Origin of the sequence: Kribbella aluminosa, assembly GCF_017876295.1 — a bacterium.
In the GTDB taxonomy this organism is placed as follows: Bacteria; Actinomycetota; Actinomycetes; order Propionibacteriales; family Kribbellaceae; genus Kribbella; species Kribbella aluminosa.
On sequence record NZ_JAGINT010000002.1, the window covers coordinates 4440180 to 4461036 of the forward strand.

A 20857-nucleotide genomic window follows, 5' to 3' on the forward strand; every position below is an offset into this window, starting at 1 on the left:
GTTATCTCGCTCCTACTTCTCTGGCCAGCTTGGCGTATGCGTCTCGGGTCAGCTGCAACCGGTGCAACCGGAACCGGCCGGGATCCAGCTCCCTGGCGGCCCGTCCCTCCGGCGTCCAGAACTCCTCGTCCGGTACGGCGTCGAGGCCTCCGGGGACGAACTTGATCACCTCGGCGACCGCGGCCTGCGCGATCGCCAGCGCCCGGCCCGCCTCGGCAGGATCCGTGGGCACCGCGGACACGAGCCGCTCGGCGACGTCCAGCCACTGGCCGGCGTCGATGATGTCCGACGGCTCCGGCCCGCCGAACGTCGGCCAGCCCTGCACCGGCGTCTCCCCATCCGGTACGCCGAACAGGTACTCGCGTCCGGCGCCGCAGCCCGGGCAGACCGCGGTGTAGCTGATCGACAGCTCACCGTCGACGTCGGCCAGCGCCTGCTGCCAGGGTGCCTCGTCGGTCCCGCAGTCCGGGCAGGGATGCAGCTCGAGGTACAGGTGTGCCTCGTCCCGGGTGCGTGCCACCGAGAATCCCATGAAGCCCCTCTCGCTGAAGTCCAGCAGTATCCATCATCGGCTCACGGCCCGGCCAGCGACGGGCCGTGGCCGGTTGGTGAAATCGTTCGTCCGGCGGATCCGCCCGAATGGGTGCGCGCCGAATGGCTGACCACGTAGGCCATCTGCTGCACGGTCGTCTGGTAGTCCAGCCCCTTGAGCACGTCCCGAGGTACGCCGTTCTGCACCAGCGCCTCGGCCACCTGCGCGTTGAAGTTGCCCGGCGGCAAGGTGTTGTGCAGCTCGCGGAGGTCGACGCGTCCCTCGGCCATCCGGACGACGGTCGGGTGCAGCCGCTCGAACGCAGGGCCGAAGCGCGGGTCGCCCTCGCACTCCAGCGTGCCGTCCTTCGTGGCCCGGTACTTCTGCTCCTGACCGTCGGCCTGCCTGACCAGCAGCACCATGGTCCGCTCCTCGGCCTTCGCCTGCTGGATCAGCTCGAGCAGCGGCGTGTACGGCCGGCTGACCACGCCGGACTTCCCCTGCTGCAGCTCGTCGGCGACGACGTCCGGCCGCCCGAAGTCCGTCGGCTCCGCGCGCAGTTGCGCGTCGGCGAGTGCGGTGTCGAGGGTGGCGCCGCGCTCCATCTGCCGGAGTACGTCGAGGTACTGGTGCCCGAGCATCCTTACGAACAGCTCGCCGCGGGCCAGGTCCCGCACCTTCGTCGTGTCCCGGGTCACCGGTTCGCCGCGGCCCTTGTCGGTACTCGTCCGCACGGTCGCGTCGTACCGGACCGGGATCCGGACCGTGACCAGCTGGCCCTCCAGGAACCTGCTGGTCTCCAGCCGGGTGCCGTTCGCGTCCGACGCCTGCTCCTTGACCTGCTCGCCGATCGAGCCGCTGACCCCCACGAGGCCGCCCTCGAGGCCGCCGGTCGCGGTGAGCGGAGTCAGCCGGTTGCCGGAGTTGGAGGACCGGTACGTCTTCTGACGCCGCCAGACCCGGCCGACCTGCCCCTCGACCTCGGGCCCGTCCAGCTCGAAGCCGATCGCCGTGGCCTGGAGACGTACGTCGACCGTCTTGTTGCCGTTGCCGGTTTTCGTCATCGACTGCAGGTCGATGCCCGGGCCGAACATCCGTCCGGCCTTGGCCGCCAGCGCGGTCGCGGACAGGTTCGCGTGCAGCAGATGCTCGTACGCCGCCGTGCCGTTCTCGCCCAGCACACCGGGCTGCTCCAGGTACTCCGTGAGGTTCTCCAGCAACTCGTGCCGGCGTTCCCGGTCCCTGCCGTGCAGCGCGACCCGGATCGCGACTGCGCCCTCCGGCAGGTCGATCTGCCGGTGGTCGGCGATCGCCGCCTCCGCCGACGCGCTGCCGGCCGGCGGCGGTCCGTCCATCACATCGCCGCGCGGGATCCACTGGACCAGGTCGGCGCGGACCTCGGCGCGCTCGGACACGGTCGTGACGTCGGCCGGATCGACCCGGCCGAGCCGCCAGCGGAGGCTCGCCTGCGCGGCGGAGCCGGCGTTCCGGATCCGCACGACCTCGGTGGTGAAGACCGCCGCCCGGTGGGTCTTGACCAGATCGAAGTGGCCGAGGCGGTCGAGGGTCGTGTTCTGCTCGCCGCTGCCGGCCGTGGTGTTCCGGGTCTGGTCGGTCGACAGGCCGCCGGACGCATCCGTTCCGCCGCCGAGGCCGCCCTTCCCGTCGATCCCGCCGGACACCGTCGTCGTGTGGCCGGTCGACCGGTCCACCGACTGGTAGTCGTACTTCTGCCGCGCCTTTCCGACGTCCTCCTGGGGGATGTCGGGCTCCGTGCCGGCGTCCGGGTTGTCCTCGTCGACGGGCTTGTCCGGGACGTTGTCGATGGTGCGCGGTCCGGTGAACCGCGCCCGTACCCGGACGAACAGCACGTCCGGCCGGGCCTGTCCCTGCACCGGAACCTCGATCGGCGCGTAGAAGCCCCCGGCGCCGAGCATGTCGTTCAGGTGACCCGGGAAGCTGCGCGGGTCCAGATCGACGTCGATGTCGTTCTGCAGCTGCAGACTGGCGGCCCGCAGCCCCGGCGCCACGGCGTCGACCTGCGGCTCGACCAGCGTCCGCGGGTCGAACGGCCGGCCTGCGACGGTGACCGACTCCATCACGGACGCCCCGAGGCCGTCCTCGTACGCGTCCGAGGTGTGTACCTCGCGGCGTTCGTCGGCGTGGGCGATGACCTGTTGTGCCACTGCGTCGAGCTGCGCGGGCCCGATCGGGGACTGCGAGGCAGGAAGCTGGTTCTGCTGGAGGAGCTTCGCCATCAGCCGCTCGTTGGTGTGCTCCGCGGCCAGACCGGTGGTCACCCCGGCCTTCTCCTGCTGGTACCGCCGCAGCACACCGGCAGCCGTCCGCCGGCTGATCGGCAGCCGGTCGTTCAGGTACCGCTCGGCGACGTCGGACACCACCCACAACGGCAGGTCGAGCTTCTTGTCCGCGTACAGCTCCAGGGCCCGCCGCTCGGCCATCACCTTCTGCACGCGGGCTTCCGGCAGCTCGACCTGCCCGACCACCTCACCGTTGTGCACGATGTCGGCGGTCATCGCGTACCGCTCCATGAACTCGTGGTGGGTGCCGGGGTTGATCAGCAGATCCTCGTCGCCGGACGTCTCGCTGATCGTCGTCGACTGCGACCGGCCGCCGGTCCGGGAGACCGACACCCCGCCGCTCCGGCTGACGGCGTCGGCGCCCACTGCGCCGACATGGCCGCCGCCGGCGCTGCCGCCGAACCCGCCGGACGACGACGTACCGGAGGTGGAGCCGACGTCGTTCATCGGGAACTCGATGTCGACGCTGTTCTGCTGGCTCATCGCGAGGTGCGTCAGGCTGACCGCCTTGCCGCGGATGACGATCTGGTACTCCTGCGGCAGGATCGTCCGGTCCCGCAGCATGTGCACCGGGTTGCCCGGGGCGCGGACCACCGTGAACGGCAGCCGGTACCCGCCGTTCAGCCACTCCCGGTTCGCGAACAGGCTGGTGGGGGCGAGGTCGGCGTGCAACGACGGCAGTGCGGTCGAGTCGGCGCGGATCGCAGGGATCGCCTTGCACAGCGCGTCGGCCAGGTCGCCGGCGTCGACGGCGACCGGGAAGGCCTGCTGTACGGCGTCGGCGTGTGGCGCCTTCGGGTCCTTCTCGTAGACCGGCGTGCCGACGCGGGTCATCGAGCTGTCGTACGCGACCTCCATGCTGCCGCGGACATCGGCCAGCGGTACTGCGTCGCCCTTGCCGGTGATCTCCGCGAACTTGATCCGGATACCCTGCGCGAGCCGGTCGAGCGGCTCGGTGGACTCGCTCAGCGTGACCCGGTTGACCCGGCGCCCGGCGGTGTGGCTGAAGTTCCGGCCGCGGGCCGTCCGGGTGCCGGTCAGGCCGAGCCGCCCCATCAGGCCGCTGACCCCGGCCGCCGGGCCGCGGGACCCGCCGAGCCCGGCCGACAGCGGCAGCGCCTTCGACCGCCCGGAAGTCCGCCCGGTGGCCCGGGAGCTGATGCCCAGCAGTACGACGTTCTCGTTGTCGCTGACGCCGGCGCCCTGGGTGGTCAGCCTGCCGGTGGCCTCGTCGTGGTCCTGCGTCACGGTCAGCCGGAACGGCCGCCACTTCGGCGTACCGGCGATCCCGCGGTCCTCGAGCATCACGATCAGGCCGCCCTGGCAGGCCTGGTTGATGCCGGCCTCGATCCGCGGCGCGTTGATGTTCTGGATGATCCGCTGGTAGTTCCGGTTCTGCAGGTCGTCGCCGCTCGTCGCACCGTGCGGCGGGACCAGGCCGAGCTTGCGGAGTCCGTCGAGCGCCTGCAGCTGGGCCGCTTCGGCGCCCTTGAGGTTCTGCGGCAGCGCCTTGCCGGCACCACGGATCTGGTCCGGGCCGTAGCCCATCCACGGCGGCACGTGCTGCGGATCGGTGGTCGGCGCCGGGTCGCCACGGAGCAGCAGCCGGCCGTTCGGGTCGAGCTTGACCGACTTGTCAGGGTCGTCGGCGTTCCGCGGTACGGCGTCCTTGTCCGCGCGTCCGCCGACCCGCAGCAGGTCGTTCTCCGGGACCCGGAGCAGCGCCTTGCAGGTGTCCGTCTCGACGATCGGGGCGGCCTTCGGGTCGCCGGCCTTGCGCAGCGTCGCGCGGACGTTCAGGCCGACCAGGACACCCTGGGTCGGTCCCTGGTTGCGGTGCACGGCCGGGGTGATCGTGGTCATGCTGACGCTCTGCCCGCCGGTCCGGGACACGTTGCGGCCGGCCGACACGTTCGGCGCCAGGTTCACGCCGCTGCCGCCGACGTTGTTCAGCACGGTCGCCGCGCCCAGCGGGTTCACCGCGTCCGGCTTGCCCGGGAAGGCCAGCCCCGCGGTCGCGGTTGCCGACGTACCGAACGTCTGGCTCGCGTTCGAGCCGGCGAAGTCGACCAGGACCTCTTCCTGCCACATCTCCGAGCTGGACTCACCGACGAGTTCGACGTCGGCCCAGACCGGCTCGATCTCCCAGGTCAGGTCGTACTCGGTCGCGCCGCCGGTCGGGATCCGCCGGGTGATGCCGCCGGGCTGACTCATCTCGCGGAGCAGCCGGTGCGAGTCGTTGACCATCAGGCCGGCGATGTGGTCGTACGCGACCCGGTCGAGGCCGCCGTACTGCTGCTGGGCCCGGCGTACCAGGCGGTCCGTCACGTCCTGCAGGCCGGTGATGCTGGTGACCGCGTGCCGCGGGAACTCGCCGGTGACTTCCTGGCCGTGGCCGATCTCGTCGAGCGAGACCGTCTCCTTCGGCGGCTGCACCGTGTACGCACTCGACACCCAGGTCTGCTGCCGCCCGGCGTCGAGGGTCTCGACCGCCGACCAGGACTCGGTGGGGGCGTTCCGTACTTCGATCTCCCAGGTGCCGGACCACTCGTACAGCAGCGATTCGCCGCGGTTGTCGTCGACCCAGCCGGACTGGTAGTGCGCGGTGGCCCCGCTGCTGTCGGCCAGCGTCCGGCCGCGGGACACGTCCACACGCGGCGACACCAGCTGGGCGGCCGCGTGCAACGGCGTACCGGGGGCGGCCAGCGCGATGAACGGCTGCAGGCTCAGGCCGAAGTTCGTGCTGGTGGAGTGGGTGTTGGTGGTGCCGACACTGGTACCGCCCTCGCCGAGCGTGCCGGACATCTGCTCGGCCATCTCGTAGTTGCGGTTGGTGATCTCGGTGAGATCGCGCGGCACCAGCCGCAGCCGGACCTGGGGGAGCGTCGAGACGTCGGCGTCCGGGTCGTGGCCGACGGGGAACACCATCCCGTCGGTGGACATCAGCCGCCGGTACTCCGCGCTGGGCATCGGCGCCGGACCGCGGCCCGGGATCTGCTGGTCGATACCGTTCGCGGCCAGGATCCGGTTGATGTCGTCGGCCGGCAACGTGACCGGCTGCCCGTCCGGGGTGCCGGTCATCAGCAGGTCCTTGACCGGCATCGCCCGGTCGAGGCTGCGTTCGTACGCGAGCACCTGGCGCTCGGCCGAACCGGCGAGCTCGGCGATCCGGGCCGGCGCGGCGCCCGCGTCGATCTGGGTCAGCAGCTGCCGGTACTCGGCGAGCGCCTTGTGTGCGGTGCCGGCGGCGGTCTCGTACCCGTCGGCGATCTCGGTATGCCGCTCTGCCTTGCGCCGGGCTTCGTCGGAGAGAACCCGGAGCTTGCGGGCCCGCTCGGGCGCGCCGTGGTCGTGCTGCCGGTCCTCCTCCGCGGCCGCCGCGTCGGACTGGTCGGCGTCGGTGGTGGCGTCGAGCGAGCTGTTCCGCTTGGTGGCGACGTCCATGTCGAGGTCCTGGGCGGCGGCCTCGAGGATCTCGATCTGCTGGACGACCTGGCGACGAAGGTGTTCCGGCGTGTGCGGGGCGGCGTTGGAGGCCGCGGCGGCACGGCCGGCCGCGACTCCGAAGGCGGCGGCCTGCGGGTCCACGACCACGCCGTCGGTCCAAGGCAGCGCCGGCTCGGAGCCGCCGTGCCGCCGGATCGTCCGGGCGAGGCCCTCCAGGTCGCGCTGCAGGTCCGTGACCGGCTGGCCGTCGGCCCGTGCCTCGTGCCAGTCCCGGAGCAGCAGCTGGAAGCTCGCGACCTCCGCCTGGACCCGGCGGTCCCGGCGTTCGCTGCCGAAGGCGGACCTGAGCTTGCCGAGCAGGCCGTGCGGGCGCTCGGCCCGGCCGGCGGTGACGTCCTGCGACAGCTGCGAGGTCTGGTTCGCCCAGACCACGCGGAGTTGCTGGTCGGTGAGCCTCGACGACAGCTGTACGACGTGCGGGTCGGTCGCCGTACCGGCGTGCCGCACGCTGCTCGCGAGGGCGCCCAGCGGGATGTCGCCGACCTCGATGCGGACGTGCTGCGGGTCGTCGATGCCGGGCATCCGCAGTACGGCGAGCTGGTCCGCCTGCAGCCGATCGGTCAGGGTCGCCGCGACGTCGTCCTGGTTCATCGACCCGAGTACGTCGAGCGCGCGCGTCGAGGTGAGGTCGTCCTCGGACGCGGGCCGCTCGCGGCGTTCCAGCCTGGTGCCGCGGATCTGCGAGGTCCAGAGCCGGCGACCGGTGGTGCTCTGCTGCCGGCTGCGTTTCGGGGCGCGGTGCCGTCCGCCCACGTTGCCGCGCTGCCGGCGGTGCGACGTCGGCGTACTGCGCGCCGTACGGGCGTCGAGGTACTCCGCGTCGCGGCTGATCAGGCCCGACGTACCGACGATCTCCGAGGTCCGCACGACCGGTCCCGGCTGCGGGATCCGGCGGAGCCGCTCGGCGGCCTCCGGGTCGTGCGCCGCGGCCCCGGCGAGCGCCACCTGCAGCATCGCCTCGGCCTCGGCGCGTTGCGACGGGCTGAGACCCGGCCCGCCGAGGTAGCGGTCGAGCGCGTCGGTCGCACCGCGGGCCGCTTCCTGCCCGCGGGCGCGCGCGACCTCGGCGCCGAGGATCGCGACGGACTCGGCCAGCAGGCGGTCCTCGGTGACCCGGTCGGCGGCCCGGCGGGTGAGCTGGCCCTGCAGCGACCGCAGCACGTCCGCGTCCAGCAGATCGTCGCGGGTACTCAACCGGACCCGGCCGTTCCGCAGCGGCACCGCCGACGGGTGCAGGATCCCCAGGGCACTTCCGACCGCCCAGCGGGCACGGACCCTCGCGTCCGCGGCGGACAAAGTGGGTGTGGTCAGCCGAATCACCGCCTCCCCGTTCAGTGCCCCGGTGCTCACCAGTTGTCACCGGGACGCTCTGGTTCCGGAATGTAGCAAAGAATCGGTTACTTGCCAGCAACACGGAGCACACGTGCTGTTAACAATTTACGCCGTCCGTTCACCTACCATCCGCAGCATGACTGAGACGTTCGGTGCGTCGGAGTGGACGGTCAGCGACGCACGCCAACTCGTCCACGAACTCCGGCGGATCGCGGAGGGTGACCGGGAGTACGACGCCATCGAACTGTTCGTCGCCCTGTGCGAGTACCTGGACGAGCTGCACGGCACCGACACGGCCCGCGGCCGGTACGGGTTCGGCTCCTTCTACACAGGCGCACAGCTCGACCAGCTCGCCGCCGCGGTCCAGGCCGTCCGCGGTCCGAGCACCGCCTGGGACCCGGCGTCGAACCGGATGGACCAGCCGGTGAACGCCGCCGTCACGCTGGCCGACGGCCGCGAGCTGGCCGGCTGGATGGAAGGACGTCCGGCATGGGAACGACAGGTCGGCCTCTGCCTTCGGGCGCTGTATGCCTATCTAGACCAGTTGTACGGCGGTCCGGGACTGTTCAACCAGCTGCTCACGCCGCTCGAGCGGGAGCGGGTCGCGGCGCGGTAACAGGGTGGAAGAAGGCCCGGCCGCTGGCGCGATTGGTACCTCCCTGCCATTACGGTAGGCGCGTGAGTCTCTCGTCCTCCACGCGCACTTCTTCCCAAGGGTCCCGGGCCACGGGCCGACCGGCGGGTGGCGGCTCGACCCGCCTCCCGAGCGGCCGGGAACGACGTCCGGCGCTGGCCGCGCTCGCGGTCATCCTGATCCTGCTCGGCGCCGCCGGATCCGCGCTGATCGCGCTGAACAGCGGCAACCGGTCCGACTTCGTCGCGATCTCCGCCGGCGCGCTGCCGCCCGGCCACCGGATCGAGCCCAAGGACTTCTCCCGCGGCGACCTGGCCGGCGCCACCGGCGGGCTGGTCCCGTGGTCCGAGGCCGGCAAGTACGTCGGCCGGTACACCACCAGCTGGCTGTACAAGGACCAGTTCGTCACGCCGGAGAACTTCACCAAGGACGGCCAGCAGCCGATCCCGCAGAACGGTGCCCTTGTCGGTGTCAGCCTGGACGCCGGCCACGCGCCGTCCGACGGGCTGAGCGTCGGCGACATCGTGCAGGTCGTCCGGGTCCCGGGTGGCAACGACGGCGGCGGCAACTCGACGCTGCTGGTCGGCGCGGCCATGGTGACCTCGAGCGCCGGCGCGATCACCGACAGCAAGACAAGTGCGAACAGCTCGCTCAACGTGACGATCCTGGTCCCGCAGTCGAAGGTCAACCTGGTCGCTGCTGCCGCCGCGGCGAAGACGTTGTCGGTCGCGAAACTGGCGCCCGGTACCAAGACCGACGTGGCGAGCGGCGGGTCGAACTGATGGCACTGGTGGCGCTGGCGAGCGCGAAGGGCTCTCCGGGCGTGACCACGGCGAGCCTGGTCCTCGGCGCCCTCTGGCCGCGGCAGGTGCTGCTGGCCGAGTGCGACCCGGCCGGCAGCGACGTCGCGATCCGGATGACCGGCCCGGCCGGTGCGGCGCTCGACTCCGACCGCGGTCTGGTCAGCCTGGCCGCCGCGAGCCGGAAGGGCCTGGGCGACGAGGTGATCCTGGCCCACAGCCAGCAGCTGGACGGCGGACTCGACGTGCTGCTCGGTGTGCGGTCGCCCGAGCAGGTTGGCGGTATGGGCGGGCTGTGGCACCCGCTCGGCATCTCGTTCAACCAGATGCAGCAGAGCGACGTACTCGCGGATTGCGGGCGGATCGGCGCCTCGTCGCCGCAGCTCCCGGTGATCCAGGCCGCGCGTCTGGTCGTGATGGTGTGTACGGCGACCGGCTCGTCCGTGGCGCACCTGCGCGAACGGCTGTCCACGCTCGTGCATCACGTGGACGCCCAGCTCGGTGTCGTGGTGGTTGCCGACCCGAAGCAGCGGGACGGTGTGAAGCAGGTGTGGTCCGTGCTGGACGCCATGTCGCTGCCGGTGCGGCACCGCTGGCACCTGGCGTACGACCCGGCCGGGGCGGCGTTCTTCGACGGCCGCGGCCACGGACGGCTCGACAAGACCCAGCTGATCCGGTCGGCGAGCGTGATCGCCGCGGAGATGGCGTCGCTGGTCGCCGCCCCGCCGCCGCAGGACTTCGACATGGCGAACGCGGCGTTCCCGCCAGGGGACTACCGACCGTGAGCGAGCGAAGCGAGGTCACCATCAAATACAGCGCCACCCTCCGCTCATCGGCGTCCGGAGGACGTCGATGAGCGCAGACCAGGAGCTGGTTCGGCGCTTGCGGGTCCAGGTCGCCGAGCGGCTGAACGAGCAGCGCCGCCGCGACCAGGTGAACGGCGTACCGCCGATGAGCGCGGAGGACGAGCGGGAGTACGCGCGGTCGCTGATCGTGCAGGTGCTCGAGGACCACGCGCGGTACGAGCTGGCCGAGGGGCGGACGCCGCCGACGCCGGACGACGACGCGCAGATCGCCGGCGCGATCCACTCCGCGCTGTTCGGGGTCGGCCGGCTGCAGCCGCTGATCGACGACCCCGACGTCGAGAACATCGACATCAACGGCTGCGACCAGGTCTTCGTGCAGTACGGCGACGGCCGCGAGGAGACGCCCGGCCCGGTGGCCGAGAGCGACGAGGAACTGATCGAGCTGATTCAGGTACTGGCCGCGCACGCCGGCCTGACCAGCCGTCCGTTCGACTCCGCGAACCCGCAGCTGGACCTGCGGCTGCCGGACGGCTCCCGGCTGTCGGCCGTGATGGGCGTGACGTCGCGGCCCGCGGTGTCGATCCGCCGGGCCCGGCTCGGCCGGGTGTTCCTCAAGGACCTGGTTGCCAACGGCACCATGACCGACGACGTCGGCTCGTTCCTCCGGGCGGCGGTCGCGGCCCGGAAGAACATCATGATCGCCGGCGCGACGAACTCCGGGAAGACCACGATGCTGCGGGCGCTGGCCAACGAGATCCAGCCGCACGAGCGGCTGGTCACCGTCGAGCGCTCGCTCGAGCTCGGGCTCGGGGAGTTCAAGGACCTGCACCCGAACGTGGTCGCGTTCGAGGAACGGCTGCCGAACTCCGAAGGCGTCGGCGAGGTGACGATGGCCGATCTGGTCCGGCGATCGCTGCGCATGAACCCGAGTCGCGTCATCGTCGGTGAGGTGCTCGGCGACGAGATCGTCACGATGCTGAACGCGATGAGCCAGGGGAACGACGGCTCGCTGTCGACGATCCACTCGAACAGCTCGATGGAGGTGTTCAACCGGATCAGCACGTACGCCATCCAGGCGAGCGAGCGGCTGCCGATGGACGCCACCCAGATGCTGATCTCCGGAGCGCTCGACTTCGTGGTGTTCGTCCGCCGGCACAACGACTACCAGCGCGGCGGCGGCGTCAGCCGGTACATCGAGAGCATCCGCGAGGTGACCGGCTGGGACGGGCGGGTGCTGTCCGGCGAGGTGTTCGCGCCGGGACCGGACGGCCGGGCCGCGGCGCACGCGCCGATCGCGTGCATGAACGAGCTCGAGCACTTCGGGTACCAGCCGCTCGTGCACGGAACCTGGGCGTGATGCGATGACCAACGAGACCTTGGCGGCGCTGGTCTGCGGCGCGGTGGTGGGCGGCGCCGTACTGCTGCTGATCGTCGCGATCCGCGGTACCGAGCCGAAGGACGAGACGCCCTCGCTGTTCCGGAACCGGAGCGCCGAGAACCGCAAGAACATGATCCGGCTGGGCGCCGGTGTCGCGACCGGCCTGCTGGTGCTGGTGGTGACCCGCTGGCTGGTGCTCGCGGTCGCCCTGGGCCTGCTGGCCGGGATGGCGGACCGGTTCTTCGGCGGCAGCGGCGAGGAGCGCCGGGCGATCGACCGGCTGGAGGCGCTGGCCACCTGGACCGAGGCGCTCCGCGACACCATCGCCGGTGCGGTCGGCCTGGAGCAGGCCATCCCGGCCACCGCGGTGAACGCCGCCCCCGCGATCAAGCCCGGCCTGAACCTGCTGGTCGACCGGCTGCGGATCCGGGAACCGTTGCCGTCAGCACTGATGCGGTTCGCCGACGACCTCGACGACCCGTCCGCGGACCTGATCGTCGCGGCCCTGGTACTGAACGCCCGGCTCCGCGGACCCGGCCTGCGGGAGGTGCTCAGCGCGCTGGCGGACTCGGCCCGCGAGGAGCTCGACGTCCGCCGGAAGGTCGCGGCCGAACGCCGGTCCACCCGGCGCAGCGTGCAGGTGGTGGTCGCGATCACGCTGATCATGGCGGCCGGCCTGGTGCTGTTCAACCCGACGTACATGGCGCCGTACACGAGCTTCATCGGGCAGGTCGTGCTGGCCGTGGTGATCGGCCTGTACGCGCTCGGCCTGATCTGGCTGCGGCGGCTGGCGAAGATCGAGGTACCGGAGCGGTTCCTGATCGGCGTCTCCAAGGACCACGGATATCACCGCCCGGGTGACGAGCGGATGGAGGTGGTGAACGGATGACGTGGGCCTTCATCACCGGCGCGATCGCCGGGCTCGGCGTGTACGTGCTGGTGCGGATGTTCATCAGGCCACGGGCCAACGTGCTGTCCACGATCGCCCGGATCGACGCCGGCCGCGGCGGCTTCGCCGGCGGGGCCACCACGAGTGCGGCCGGCGAGCGGGTGCTCGGCGGCGTCGACCGGGCCCGGGAGACGCTCGGCCGCCGGCTGGAGGCCGAGGCGAACGCCCGCGGCTGGGCGTTCGGCAAGCTCCGCCGGGACCTCGCGGTGATGAACCAGCCGTTCGCCGCGATGCTCGCCACCAAGGTGTTCTTCGCGCTCGGCGCGATGGTCTTCATCCCGATCGTGCTGTTCCTGTTCTCCGCGATCGGCCTGACCGCTCCCAGCGCGACACCGGCGATCGTGACGCTCGCCTTCATGGGCGTGGCGTTCTTCCTGCCGGACCTGGCCCTGCGCCAGGAGGCGGAGAAGCGGCGGCGGGACTTCCGGCACGTGGTCGGCAGCTTCCTGGACCTGGTCGCGATGAACCTGGCCGGCGGCCGCGGCCTGCCGGAGGCGCTGATGACCGCATCCACGATCGGTGAGCACTGGGCGATGGCCCGGATCCGGCAGGCGCTGGCGAACGCGCGGCTGATCGGCATCACGCCGTGGGACGCGATGGCCCGGCTCGGCGAGGACCTGGGCGTCGAGGAACTGCGGGACCTGGCGTCGGCGCTCGCACTGGCCGGCGACGAGGGCGCGAAGATCCGGTCGTCGCTGCTCGCCCGGGCGGCGTCGCTGCGCCGCAAGGAGCTGGCCGACGTCGAAGGCAAGGCCGGCGAACGGTCCCAGTCGATGCTGGTCGCGCAGCTGGTGATGATCGCGGCCTTCTTCCTGTTCCTGGCCTTCCCGGCAGGCGTGGCGATCCTAGGCAGTTGACATACTGGGGCCGGTTTCGGCCCCACGAATCGGAAGGCATGCGGATGACCTCGGAGTTGATGTTCTGGCGGGCGATGGCCGGCTACGCGGTGGCGCGAGCCCAGGCGCAGCGCGCCCGTCAGCGCGCCGGACAGACCGAGCTTGGCGCCTCCGCACTGGAGTGGGCGATCATCTCGGCGATCCTGGTCGCGGCCGCGCTGGCGATCGGCGTGGTCGTGAAGCGCGTGATCAGCAAGCGCACGTCCGAGATCGACCAGGGCTGACGGCCACACCGATGCGGCTGGGGCGCGGCAGGCGGCGGAAACGGTCCGAGCGGGGAGTCAGCACGCTGGAGCTGGCCATCCTCGCGCCGGCCATCCTCGCGCTGATCTTCATCTCGATCCAGACCGCCCTCTGGCTGTACGGACGGTCCGTCGCGCTGAACGCCGCACAGGAAGGCGTGTCCCGCCTGCGGCTCGTGCAGCCGACGGTCTACACCGACGCGGTGGGGGAGAAGGTGCGTTCGGACATCCAGTCCTACGCCCAGCAGCTGGGCGGTACGACGTTGCAGAACACCGCCGTGCCGTTCCCGTCGTACAACAGCCCGCAGGGCATGGTCTCGTTCACCGTCACCGGTGACACCGTCTCGCTGGTGCCCGGCCTGAAGCTGACGGTGAGCCGGACCGCCACCGGCCCGATCGAGCAGTTCCAAGCCGACAAGTGAGGATTCCCACGATGCAGCTTCGGCGGCGCCGTGAGCGCGGCACGATGGCGCTGGAGATGGTGATCCTCGCGCCGGTGCTGCTGGCGCTGTTCATGTTCCTGCTCGCCTGCGGCCGGTACTTCCAGACCTCCTCACTGCTGGAGGGTGCAGCCCGCGACGGTGCTCGCGGCGCCAGCCAGTCGCGGTCGGTCCAGGAGGCGCAGGGCCGGGTCGACCAGGCCGTCAGCGACGCGCTGGGCCAAGCGGTGAAGTCCTGCAAGGAGACCGCGAGCGGCTCGATCACCACCGGGTTCGTTGCCGGGTCGCCGTTGTCCGTCGAGGTCACGTGCACGATCAACTACCGCGACCTGGGCCTGCTCGGGCTCGGTGGCGACACCAAGATCACCAAGCGCTTCACGTCGTCGCTCGACCCGTACCGGGGGGTGCGCGGTGCCGGCTCCTGACCACCTGAGGTCGCGGCTCGTCGAGTTCCTGCGGATCGACGCACCGCGGCCGCACCGGCGGTTCGCGCGCGGCGCACTGAGCCCCGCCGTGGCGATCCTCGCGGTGATGATCTTCACGCTGGCCGGCCTGGTGATCGACGGCGGCCGGCAACTCGGCGCCCGGTCCCGCGCGGTCGGCTACGCGCAGGAGGCCGCCCGGGTCGGCGCCGCCGCCATCCAGCTGAACTCGGCCGAGGCGAAGATCGACACCGCCAAGGCCGCCACCGCGATCGCCGGGTTCTGCGGCCAGGTGCAGTCCAACGATCCGGCCGTGACCTCCTGCGGCCCGACCACGCTGACCGACAAGGAGGTCGACATCCAGGTCGACATCCAGAACCGGACGACCTTCCTCGGCCTGATCGGCAAACAGTCCCTGAAGGCGGTCGGCACCGGCCAGGCGCACGCCGAACAGGGCGTCAACAAGGCCGACGACAGCCCGACCATCCCGTCGATCGTGGTGAACACGAGCCCCGACGGCCCGGGCAACATCCCGATCACCACCGCGGTCCCGCCGACCATCGACCTGCCGTGCCCGACCTGGACCGTCGGCTCCCCACGCCCGACCTGGACGCTGACCCCGTTCCCGTTCCCGGCCACCTGCTCTCCGAACGTGACCCCGACGCCGACGCCGGGTCCGTCCGGGACACCGACCACGACGCCGACCACCCCGCCCAAGTCCGTGCCTACCGGCCGCCCCAAGCCCTCTAAGACGCCTCGGCGCTAGACAACGGAGGATCGTTCTTCGTGCATACGTTTGCCATCCCCGCCGCGGTGCTCTGCGGAGTACTGCTGCTGAGTGCCTGCGGCAAGGACTCGAACGACGGCGGCCACCCGGTCCCGGCCGGCGGCGACTCCGGTACGTCGACGTCGAACACGCCGACCGGTGGGCCGTCGTCCGGGCCGAGCGAGACGGCCACGAGCGCCCCGACCCAGCCCGCGACCAGCGAGAAGCCGGCCGCCAAGCAGGTGATCGTCCAGGCCGGGAACTTCGGGTCGAACCCCGCCGTCCAAGGGCTCGTGACCAGTTACCCGCTGTACTTCAAGGCGCTCGTCGACCGCGACGACACGATCCTGAAGCAGCGGTTCCCGTCGTTCTTCTACGCCGACGTCGCGCAGGGCATCGTGGATGCCAAACGCAACGGCTGGGTGATGAAGCCGCCGGGCAGCGTGGTCGTGGTCGGCGCCCGCAGTACGCCGCAAGGCACCGTGACGGTGCAGACCTGCCGCTCGCAGAGCACGCAGTACTGGGACCCGAAGGCACAGAACTGGACCGTCGCGGCACCGCACGGATCGGCCGAGGTGATCGAGATGGTGAAGACCGGGATGGGCTGGCTGCCGTACCGGCTGGTCACGAGCAAGGGCGTGAACTGTGCGGGCATCCGCTATCCGGCCTAGATCAGAACGCCGATTTTCAGGTTGCGAAGAGGTGACGGGGCACTGGGCAACGGGCATGATGCCCCTGGTCGAAGATAATCTGCGGGAAGACGAGTCTGGGGAGTGAGGATGCACAACCGGGTAGGCCGCGCGCTGCTCGCCTTGAGCGCAGTTCTCGCACTGCTGGTGGCAGTCCCCGCCACGACCGCCTCCGCCGAGACCATCACCACCGGCAACTCGGTCTGCAGCATGTACGTCAACTCGGTCGGCTTCGGCTCCTACTGCAGCTCCGGCCAGCCGTACCTCGGTGACGGGCCTCCGCCGCCGACCTGGAAGACGCGGCTCGAGGGCAAGCCGTTCGTGCCCTGCCGGAACTTCGAGATCCCGCCGGGCATCCGGCTGCCGAAGGCTCCGGACGGCAAGAAGTGGGTGCTCCGGGTGACCATCACGGATTACAACCTGGACACCTACAACGGCGGGGACAAGGCGCACCTGGAGCGCGCGTACATGCCGGTCGACGCGGCCGAGGAAGCCCAGTGCCCGTTCCCGGACTACATGAAGCAGTTCTGGTACCGGTTCCAGACCAACTACCCGGACCCGGCCTTGCAGGTCATGCCGACGTTCACGCCGCGGGTGAACGTCCCGGCCTACTTCACGCTGACGCCGCAGACCGCCGAGGTGTACGAGACCGACGGGACGACGAGCAGCTACTTCAGCCCGGGGCACAACCTGACCATGCGCGGCATGGTCGTGGAGCTGGCGATCGATCCGGGTGACGGCACCGGTGAGTTCACCTGCCTGACCGGGACGACGCCGCTGGACGACCCGACGGGATACGACCAGACGAAAGACCCGTACCACCAGCTCAACCCGTGTTTTCACAAGTACGCGAAGTCGAGTGCGAGTCAGCCGGACGGGATGTACACCGTGAAGCTGACGATCACCTGGGAAGTGTCCTATTGGATCGGCAAGGACGCGGGTGGCTGGAAGCCGATCGGGAAGGCGAGCGTTCACGCCGTACAGCGGTTGCCGGTGCAGGAAGTCGAGGCCATCGGTGGTTGATCCGGTGGCTGATGGCGGGGGTATGGAGGAGCGATGGTAAGGACGAATGATCCGGTGCGCGCGGCGCGGCTGCCGCAGCGGCGGTCGACGAGTCCGGGCGCGGACCGGCTGAAGGGCTTCCTCGCGCTGCTCGCGATCCTCGCGATCGTCGGCGGTGTGCCGTACGTGCTGCTGCGATTCTTCGGTACGCCGTGGCCGGACAGCATGCCCACCAAGAGCATGCTGTTCAGCGAGCTGAACGTCCGGACCGTGCTGGGCATCATCGCGTTCTTCGTCTGGATCGCCTGGCTGCACTTCGTGGTCTGCCTGATCGCGGAGGCGGTCGCGGAGGTCCGCGGCCACGGCCTGTCCCCACGGGTCCCGCTCGGCGGCGGCTCGCAGGCGCTGGCCCGGCGGCTGATCGGCACCGTCGTACTGATCGCGGCCGGCGCGGGCGTGAGCCTGCCGGTGGCGAGCGCCGCCACGACGAGCGGCCCGGTCGCCCCGACCGCGGTCACGGCGCGGCACAGCACGCAGGATTCGACGTCGTCGCAGTTCCGCCAGACCGAGGCGTCCAGCACGATCCTCAGCGGCAGCAACCAGCAGGCGAACAAGACCACCACCGGCGTCCGGACGAACCATGACCACAAGGGTCAGGTGATCAAGTACACCGAGGTGCGCCCGCCGCACGGCCGCAACTACGACTGCCTGTGGGACATCGCGGAGCGGCATCTCGGCGACGGTCGCCGATACAAGGAGATCTACGACCTCAACAAGGACAAGCTGCAGCCGGACGGCCGCCGGCTGACCAACCCGGACCTGATCATGCCGGGCTGGCAGGTACGGCTGCCGGCCGACGCGAAGGGCCCGGGGGTGCACACGGTCCGGGTGAGCATCGGCGACCACACGTCGACCACCGAGACCAAGACCCACACCACTCAGGCCCGGACGAAAACGACCGGGACCAAGACGACGGCCAAGCCGAAGGTCGCGGTCGACCACAGGACCGAGACCGGGACCAGCGGTCCGGGGCGCTACGCGGAGCAGGGCATCGAGAAGGGGTCCTCGCTGGGGATCGTCAGCTCGACGACCGACCCGGGCGCGAAGAACGTCAAGCCGGGCGGCCCGAACGTGACGGCCGAGCCGCACATCCCGGGCACCGGGACGAACACGCAGGGCGAGCCGGCCGGCGGCGGTACCCAGGTGCCGGTGGCGGCACCGATCGCCGCGCACAGCGGCGGCATCAGCCTGCAGGAGGCCGGCATCTTCGGCTTCGGCGCGACATTGCTCGCGGCCGGCCTGGCGCTGGCGCTGAAGCGCCGCCGCGGCTGGGCGCAGGGACCGGGGCCGAAGGCCGCCGGTCAGCGGCAGACCGAGATCGACCTGCGGCTGGCGGCCGACGTACCGACCGCGCAGTTCGTGGACAACTCGCTTCGCAAGCTCGGCGCGGACATGACCCAGCTCGGGCGCCCGATGCCGAACGTGGTCGCCGCGCTGGTGACCGGCCGCGCGCTGACCCTGGTCCTGGACCCGTACGAGGCGCAGCCCGCCCCGCCCGGTCCGTGGCAGGCGATCGCCGAGGGCACCCGCTGGACGCTGCGGCGCGGCTACGGACCGTCCGGCGAGGTGAATGCGCCCGCGCCGTACCCGACGCTGGTCACGGTCGGCCAGAACGCCGACGGTGCCACGGTCCTGATCGACCTCGACACCGCGAACGGGATCGTCGCGTTCGGCGGCGTGACCAACGCGTCCCGCGACGTGGTCGGTTCGCTGGCCGTCGAGCTGGCCACCAACCTGTGGTCGGAGGGCGCGCACATCAGCATGGTCGGATTCGGTGACGACCTGTCGTCGCTGTCGCCGAGCAGGCTGAGCTACTGGGTGCGGCTGGACGACGCGATGGGCGAGGTGGTCCGTCGTACCGAGGCGCAGGTCCAGGCCTGCCAGCGGCGGAACGCCGGCTCGGTCGCCGAGGCCCGGATGACGCACCCGGACGCGGCGCTGTGGGGCGCGGAGATCATCTTCGTGTCGGCGCCGCCGTCACCGGAGGAGCAGGACCAGCTGAACCGGGTGGCCGCGGACACCAAGCGCAGCATCTCGGTGGTCGTGGTCGGTGACGTGCTGAACGCGCCGTGGCGGTTCGTCGTGGACGAGAAGGACCAGGCGGTCTGCCGGCTGCTCGGCCTCGAGGTCGATGCCCACAGCATCGACCCGGAGCAGTTCGCGGACCTGGTCCAGCTGTTCGACGCGGCCGAGGCGGATGCTCGCGACAAGCGCCGGTCGGAGCAGGACATGCCGGCGTACGAGTTCTCGGCCACCGACCTGAGCCAGCCGGCCCCGGTCGAGGTGGACCTGCTCGGCCCGGTCGAGGTGGATGCACGCGGCGTGATCGACGAGGGCCGGATCGCGCTCGCGACCGAGATCATCGCGTTCCTGGCCAGCCAGGACTACGGCGTACACCCGAACGTGCTGGCCGGTGCGATCTGGCCGCGCGGCATCAGCCAGGAGCTGCGCGACTCGGCGCTCGAGCACACCCGCCGCTGGGTCGGTGTGGACGCGATGTACGCCGACGAGTCCGGCCGCTGGATGCTGAACCGCAGCGTGGTCCGGGTCGACTGGGACGTGTTCCGGACGCTGGCGAAGCAGGCGTCGATGGTCGACGACCCGCGTGGCCCGCTGTCGACGGCGCTCAGCCTGGTGCACGGCGCCGCCTGGTCGAACCTGCCCGGCGGCCGCTACTCGTGGCTGGCCGCGTCCGGCATCGAGCGCCGGATGGTCGAGGCCGTCGTCGACGCCGCCCTGCGGCTCGCCGAGGCGTCCCTCGGCCACAACGACGGCAACCTGGCCCGCACCGCCCTGCAGACCGGCCTGAGCTTTTCGCCGGCCTCCGAGGAACTGTGGCGGGCCACCCTCCGGCTCGCGGCCCACTTCGGCACCACCGAAGACGTCACCAACGTCGCCGGCCAGATGTACGCCGCCCTCACCAAACACGGCGCCCCCCGCGGCCCCGAAGCCGAAACCGACGCCCTCGTCGACGAGCTCCTCCCCGGCTACCACCGCCCCGCCCAGGTCGCCTGATCCCCTGTCGCACAACCCTCCAGTTCAGGGGATATCCCCTGAACTGGAGGCTTGCCCACTGAAAATGGCGGCAGACAACCCTCCACTTGAGCGGGCAACCCTCCGCCTGAGTGGGCGGGCCGCTTCAGAGGGAGCGGGCCGACCAGGTGTCGCAGGCGGTTAGGTCGCCGGAGTCCATGCCGGCCTTGAACCAGCGCATGCGTTGGGCGGCGGTGCCGTGGCTGAAGCTTTCCGGGGTGACCTGGCCCTGGGTCTTCTGCTGGATGCGGTCGTCGCCGACGGATGCGGCGGCGTCCAGGCCGCGTTCGATGTCGTCCTGGGTGAGGCCGATGATCAGCGGCTTGCCGTTCTTGCCGGGGACCGTGGTGGCGTGGTTGGTCCAGATGCCGGCAAAGCAGTCGGCCTGGAGTTCGGAGCGGACCGAGTCCGACGTCGGGCCGTTCCGGGTCTTGATCCGGTCCAGGATGCCGTACAGGTTCTGGATGTGGTGGCCGTACTCGTGCGCGACGACGTACGCCTCCGCGAACTCGCCGCCCTTCGCGCCGAGATCGGTCTGCAGCGTCTGGAAGAAGCCGAGGTCCAGGTACACGCGCTGGTCGGGCGGGCAGTAGAACGGGCCGACCGCGCTGGTCGCCGGGCCGCAGCCGGTGTTCACCGAGCCGTCGAAGACCCGCAGCGGGGCGCGGGTGTACTTCTTCCCGTGCCGGGGGAGCTCCGCGGCCCAGAAGTTCTCGATCGAGTTCTGGTAGAAGACGAACCGGCAGTCCGAGTTCGACTGCAGGTCGGTGCCCTTCGTGCAGGAGCTGAGGTTGCCCGCTGCCGTGTTCTGCGTGACCGGCTCGTCACTGCCACCTCCGCCTGGCAGACCGCCGCTCAGGAGCAGGATGACGACCAGCAGGATCAGGCCGCCGATGCCGCCGCCGACCGGGATCACCCCGCCCGGCAGCCCGCCGCGACCCCCGCCACCGCTACCGCGGGTGTCCTCGACACCGCTGGTGTCGAGATCCGCATCCGGATTGAATTTCACGGCACATACACTAGAGCAGCCAACCCGGCCGGACCCCAG

At 71.0% G+C, this 20857-nt stretch carries 16 protein-coding genes; 13 read left to right on the forward strand and 3 right to left on the reverse strand.

The genetic code is table 11. The annotated features are described in order from the left end of the window. Position 1: 1 nt before the first annotated feature. Positions 2-520, reverse strand: coding sequence for a hypothetical protein (locus tag JOF29_RS42180; RefSeq protein ID WP_307863983.1), 519 nt, complete (start codon positions 518-520; stop codon positions 2-4). A 53-nt stretch (positions 521-573) separates the two neighbouring features. Further along, the gene (locus tag JOF29_RS42185; RefSeq protein ID WP_209699874.1) at positions 574-7710 is read right to left on the reverse strand and encodes a hypothetical protein; all 7137 of its coding nucleotides are present in this window, start codon (positions 7708-7710) and stop codon (positions 574-576) included. Positions 7711-7828: 118 nt separating this feature from the next. Between JOF29_RS42185 and JOF29_RS42190 the strand changes: the two genes are divergently transcribed. The 13 genes from JOF29_RS42190 (at position 7829) to JOF29_RS42250 (ending at position 19791) form a co-directional block, all read left to right on the forward strand. Continuing rightward, on the forward strand, positions 7829-8308 hold the full coding sequence (locus JOF29_RS42190) for a hypothetical protein (protein WP_209699875.1): 480 nt from the start codon (positions 7829-7831) through the stop codon (positions 8306-8308). Positions 8309-8370: 62 nt separating this feature from the next. After that, positions 8371-9108, forward strand: a complete 738-nt coding sequence (locus tag JOF29_RS42195; protein ID WP_209699876.1) for a hypothetical protein — start codon at positions 8371-8373, stop codon at positions 9106-9108. Beyond that, the gene (locus JOF29_RS42200) at positions 9108-9911 is read left to right on the forward strand and encodes a CpaE/TadZ family protein (protein ID WP_209699877.1); all 804 of its coding nucleotides are present in this window, start codon (positions 9108-9110) and stop codon (positions 9909-9911) included. The genes JOF29_RS42195 and JOF29_RS42200 overlap by 1 nt, the downstream gene beginning before the upstream one ends. 67 nt (positions 9912-9978) lie before the next feature. Further along, entirely contained in the window at positions 9979-11289 is a 1311-nt protein-coding gene (locus tag JOF29_RS42205) for a TadA family conjugal transfer-associated ATPase (protein ID WP_209699878.1), read from the forward strand. 4 nt (positions 11290-11293) lie between these two features. Then, complete coding sequence (locus JOF29_RS42210) at positions 11294-12199, forward strand: type II secretion system F family protein (protein ID WP_209699879.1); 906 nt, start codon at positions 11294-11296, stop codon at positions 12197-12199. Next, positions 12196-13116, forward strand: a complete 921-nt coding sequence (locus tag JOF29_RS42215; RefSeq protein ID WP_209699880.1) for a type II secretion system F family protein — start codon at positions 12196-12198, stop codon at positions 13114-13116. The genes JOF29_RS42210 and JOF29_RS42215 overlap by 4 nt, the downstream gene beginning before the upstream one ends. A 44-nt stretch (positions 13117-13160) precedes the next feature. Continuing rightward, the gene (locus tag JOF29_RS42220) at positions 13161-13379 is read left to right on the forward strand and encodes a hypothetical protein (protein WP_209699881.1); all 219 of its coding nucleotides are present in this window, start codon (positions 13161-13163) and stop codon (positions 13377-13379) included. Between the two features lie 11 nt (positions 13380-13390). Continuing rightward, a complete protein-coding gene (locus JOF29_RS42225) occupies positions 13391-13819 on the forward strand; it encodes a TadE family protein (RefSeq protein WP_209699882.1) in 429 nt (142 codons plus the stop codon). 11 nt (positions 13820-13830) lie between these two features. Then, positions 13831-14262 (forward strand): TadE/TadG family type IV pilus assembly protein, encoded by a 432-nt coding sequence (locus tag JOF29_RS42230; RefSeq protein WP_209699883.1) that lies wholly within the window; start codon positions 13831-13833, stop codon positions 14260-14262. Continuing rightward, positions 14249-15025, forward strand: coding sequence for a TadE/TadG family type IV pilus assembly protein (locus JOF29_RS42235; protein ID WP_209699884.1), 777 nt, complete (start codon positions 14249-14251; stop codon positions 15023-15025). Before JOF29_RS42230 ends, JOF29_RS42235 begins: the two co-directional genes overlap by 14 nt. 20 nt (positions 15026-15045) lie before the next feature. Continuing rightward, complete coding sequence (locus JOF29_RS42240) at positions 15046-15696, forward strand: hypothetical protein (RefSeq protein ID WP_307863984.1); 651 nt, start codon at positions 15046-15048, stop codon at positions 15694-15696. Positions 15697-15804: 108 nt separating this feature from the next. Further along, complete coding sequence (locus JOF29_RS42245) at positions 15805-16737, forward strand: hypothetical protein (RefSeq protein WP_209699885.1); 933 nt, start codon at positions 15805-15807, stop codon at positions 16735-16737. Between the two features lie 33 nt (positions 16738-16770). Next, positions 16771-19791, forward strand: coding sequence for a hypothetical protein (locus tag JOF29_RS42250; protein ID WP_209699886.1), 3021 nt, complete (start codon positions 16771-16773; stop codon positions 19789-19791). 124 nt (positions 19792-19915) lie between these two features. Here JOF29_RS42250 and ypfJ read toward each other — a convergent pair whose 3' ends face one another. Then, positions 19916-20818 carry a KPN_02809 family neutral zinc metallopeptidase gene (gene ypfJ, locus JOF29_RS42255; protein WP_209699887.1) on the reverse strand — a complete coding sequence of 301 codons (903 nt, stop codon included), beginning with the start codon at positions 20816-20818 and terminating at the stop codon, positions 19916-19918. Positions 20819-20857 lie beyond the last annotated feature (39 nt).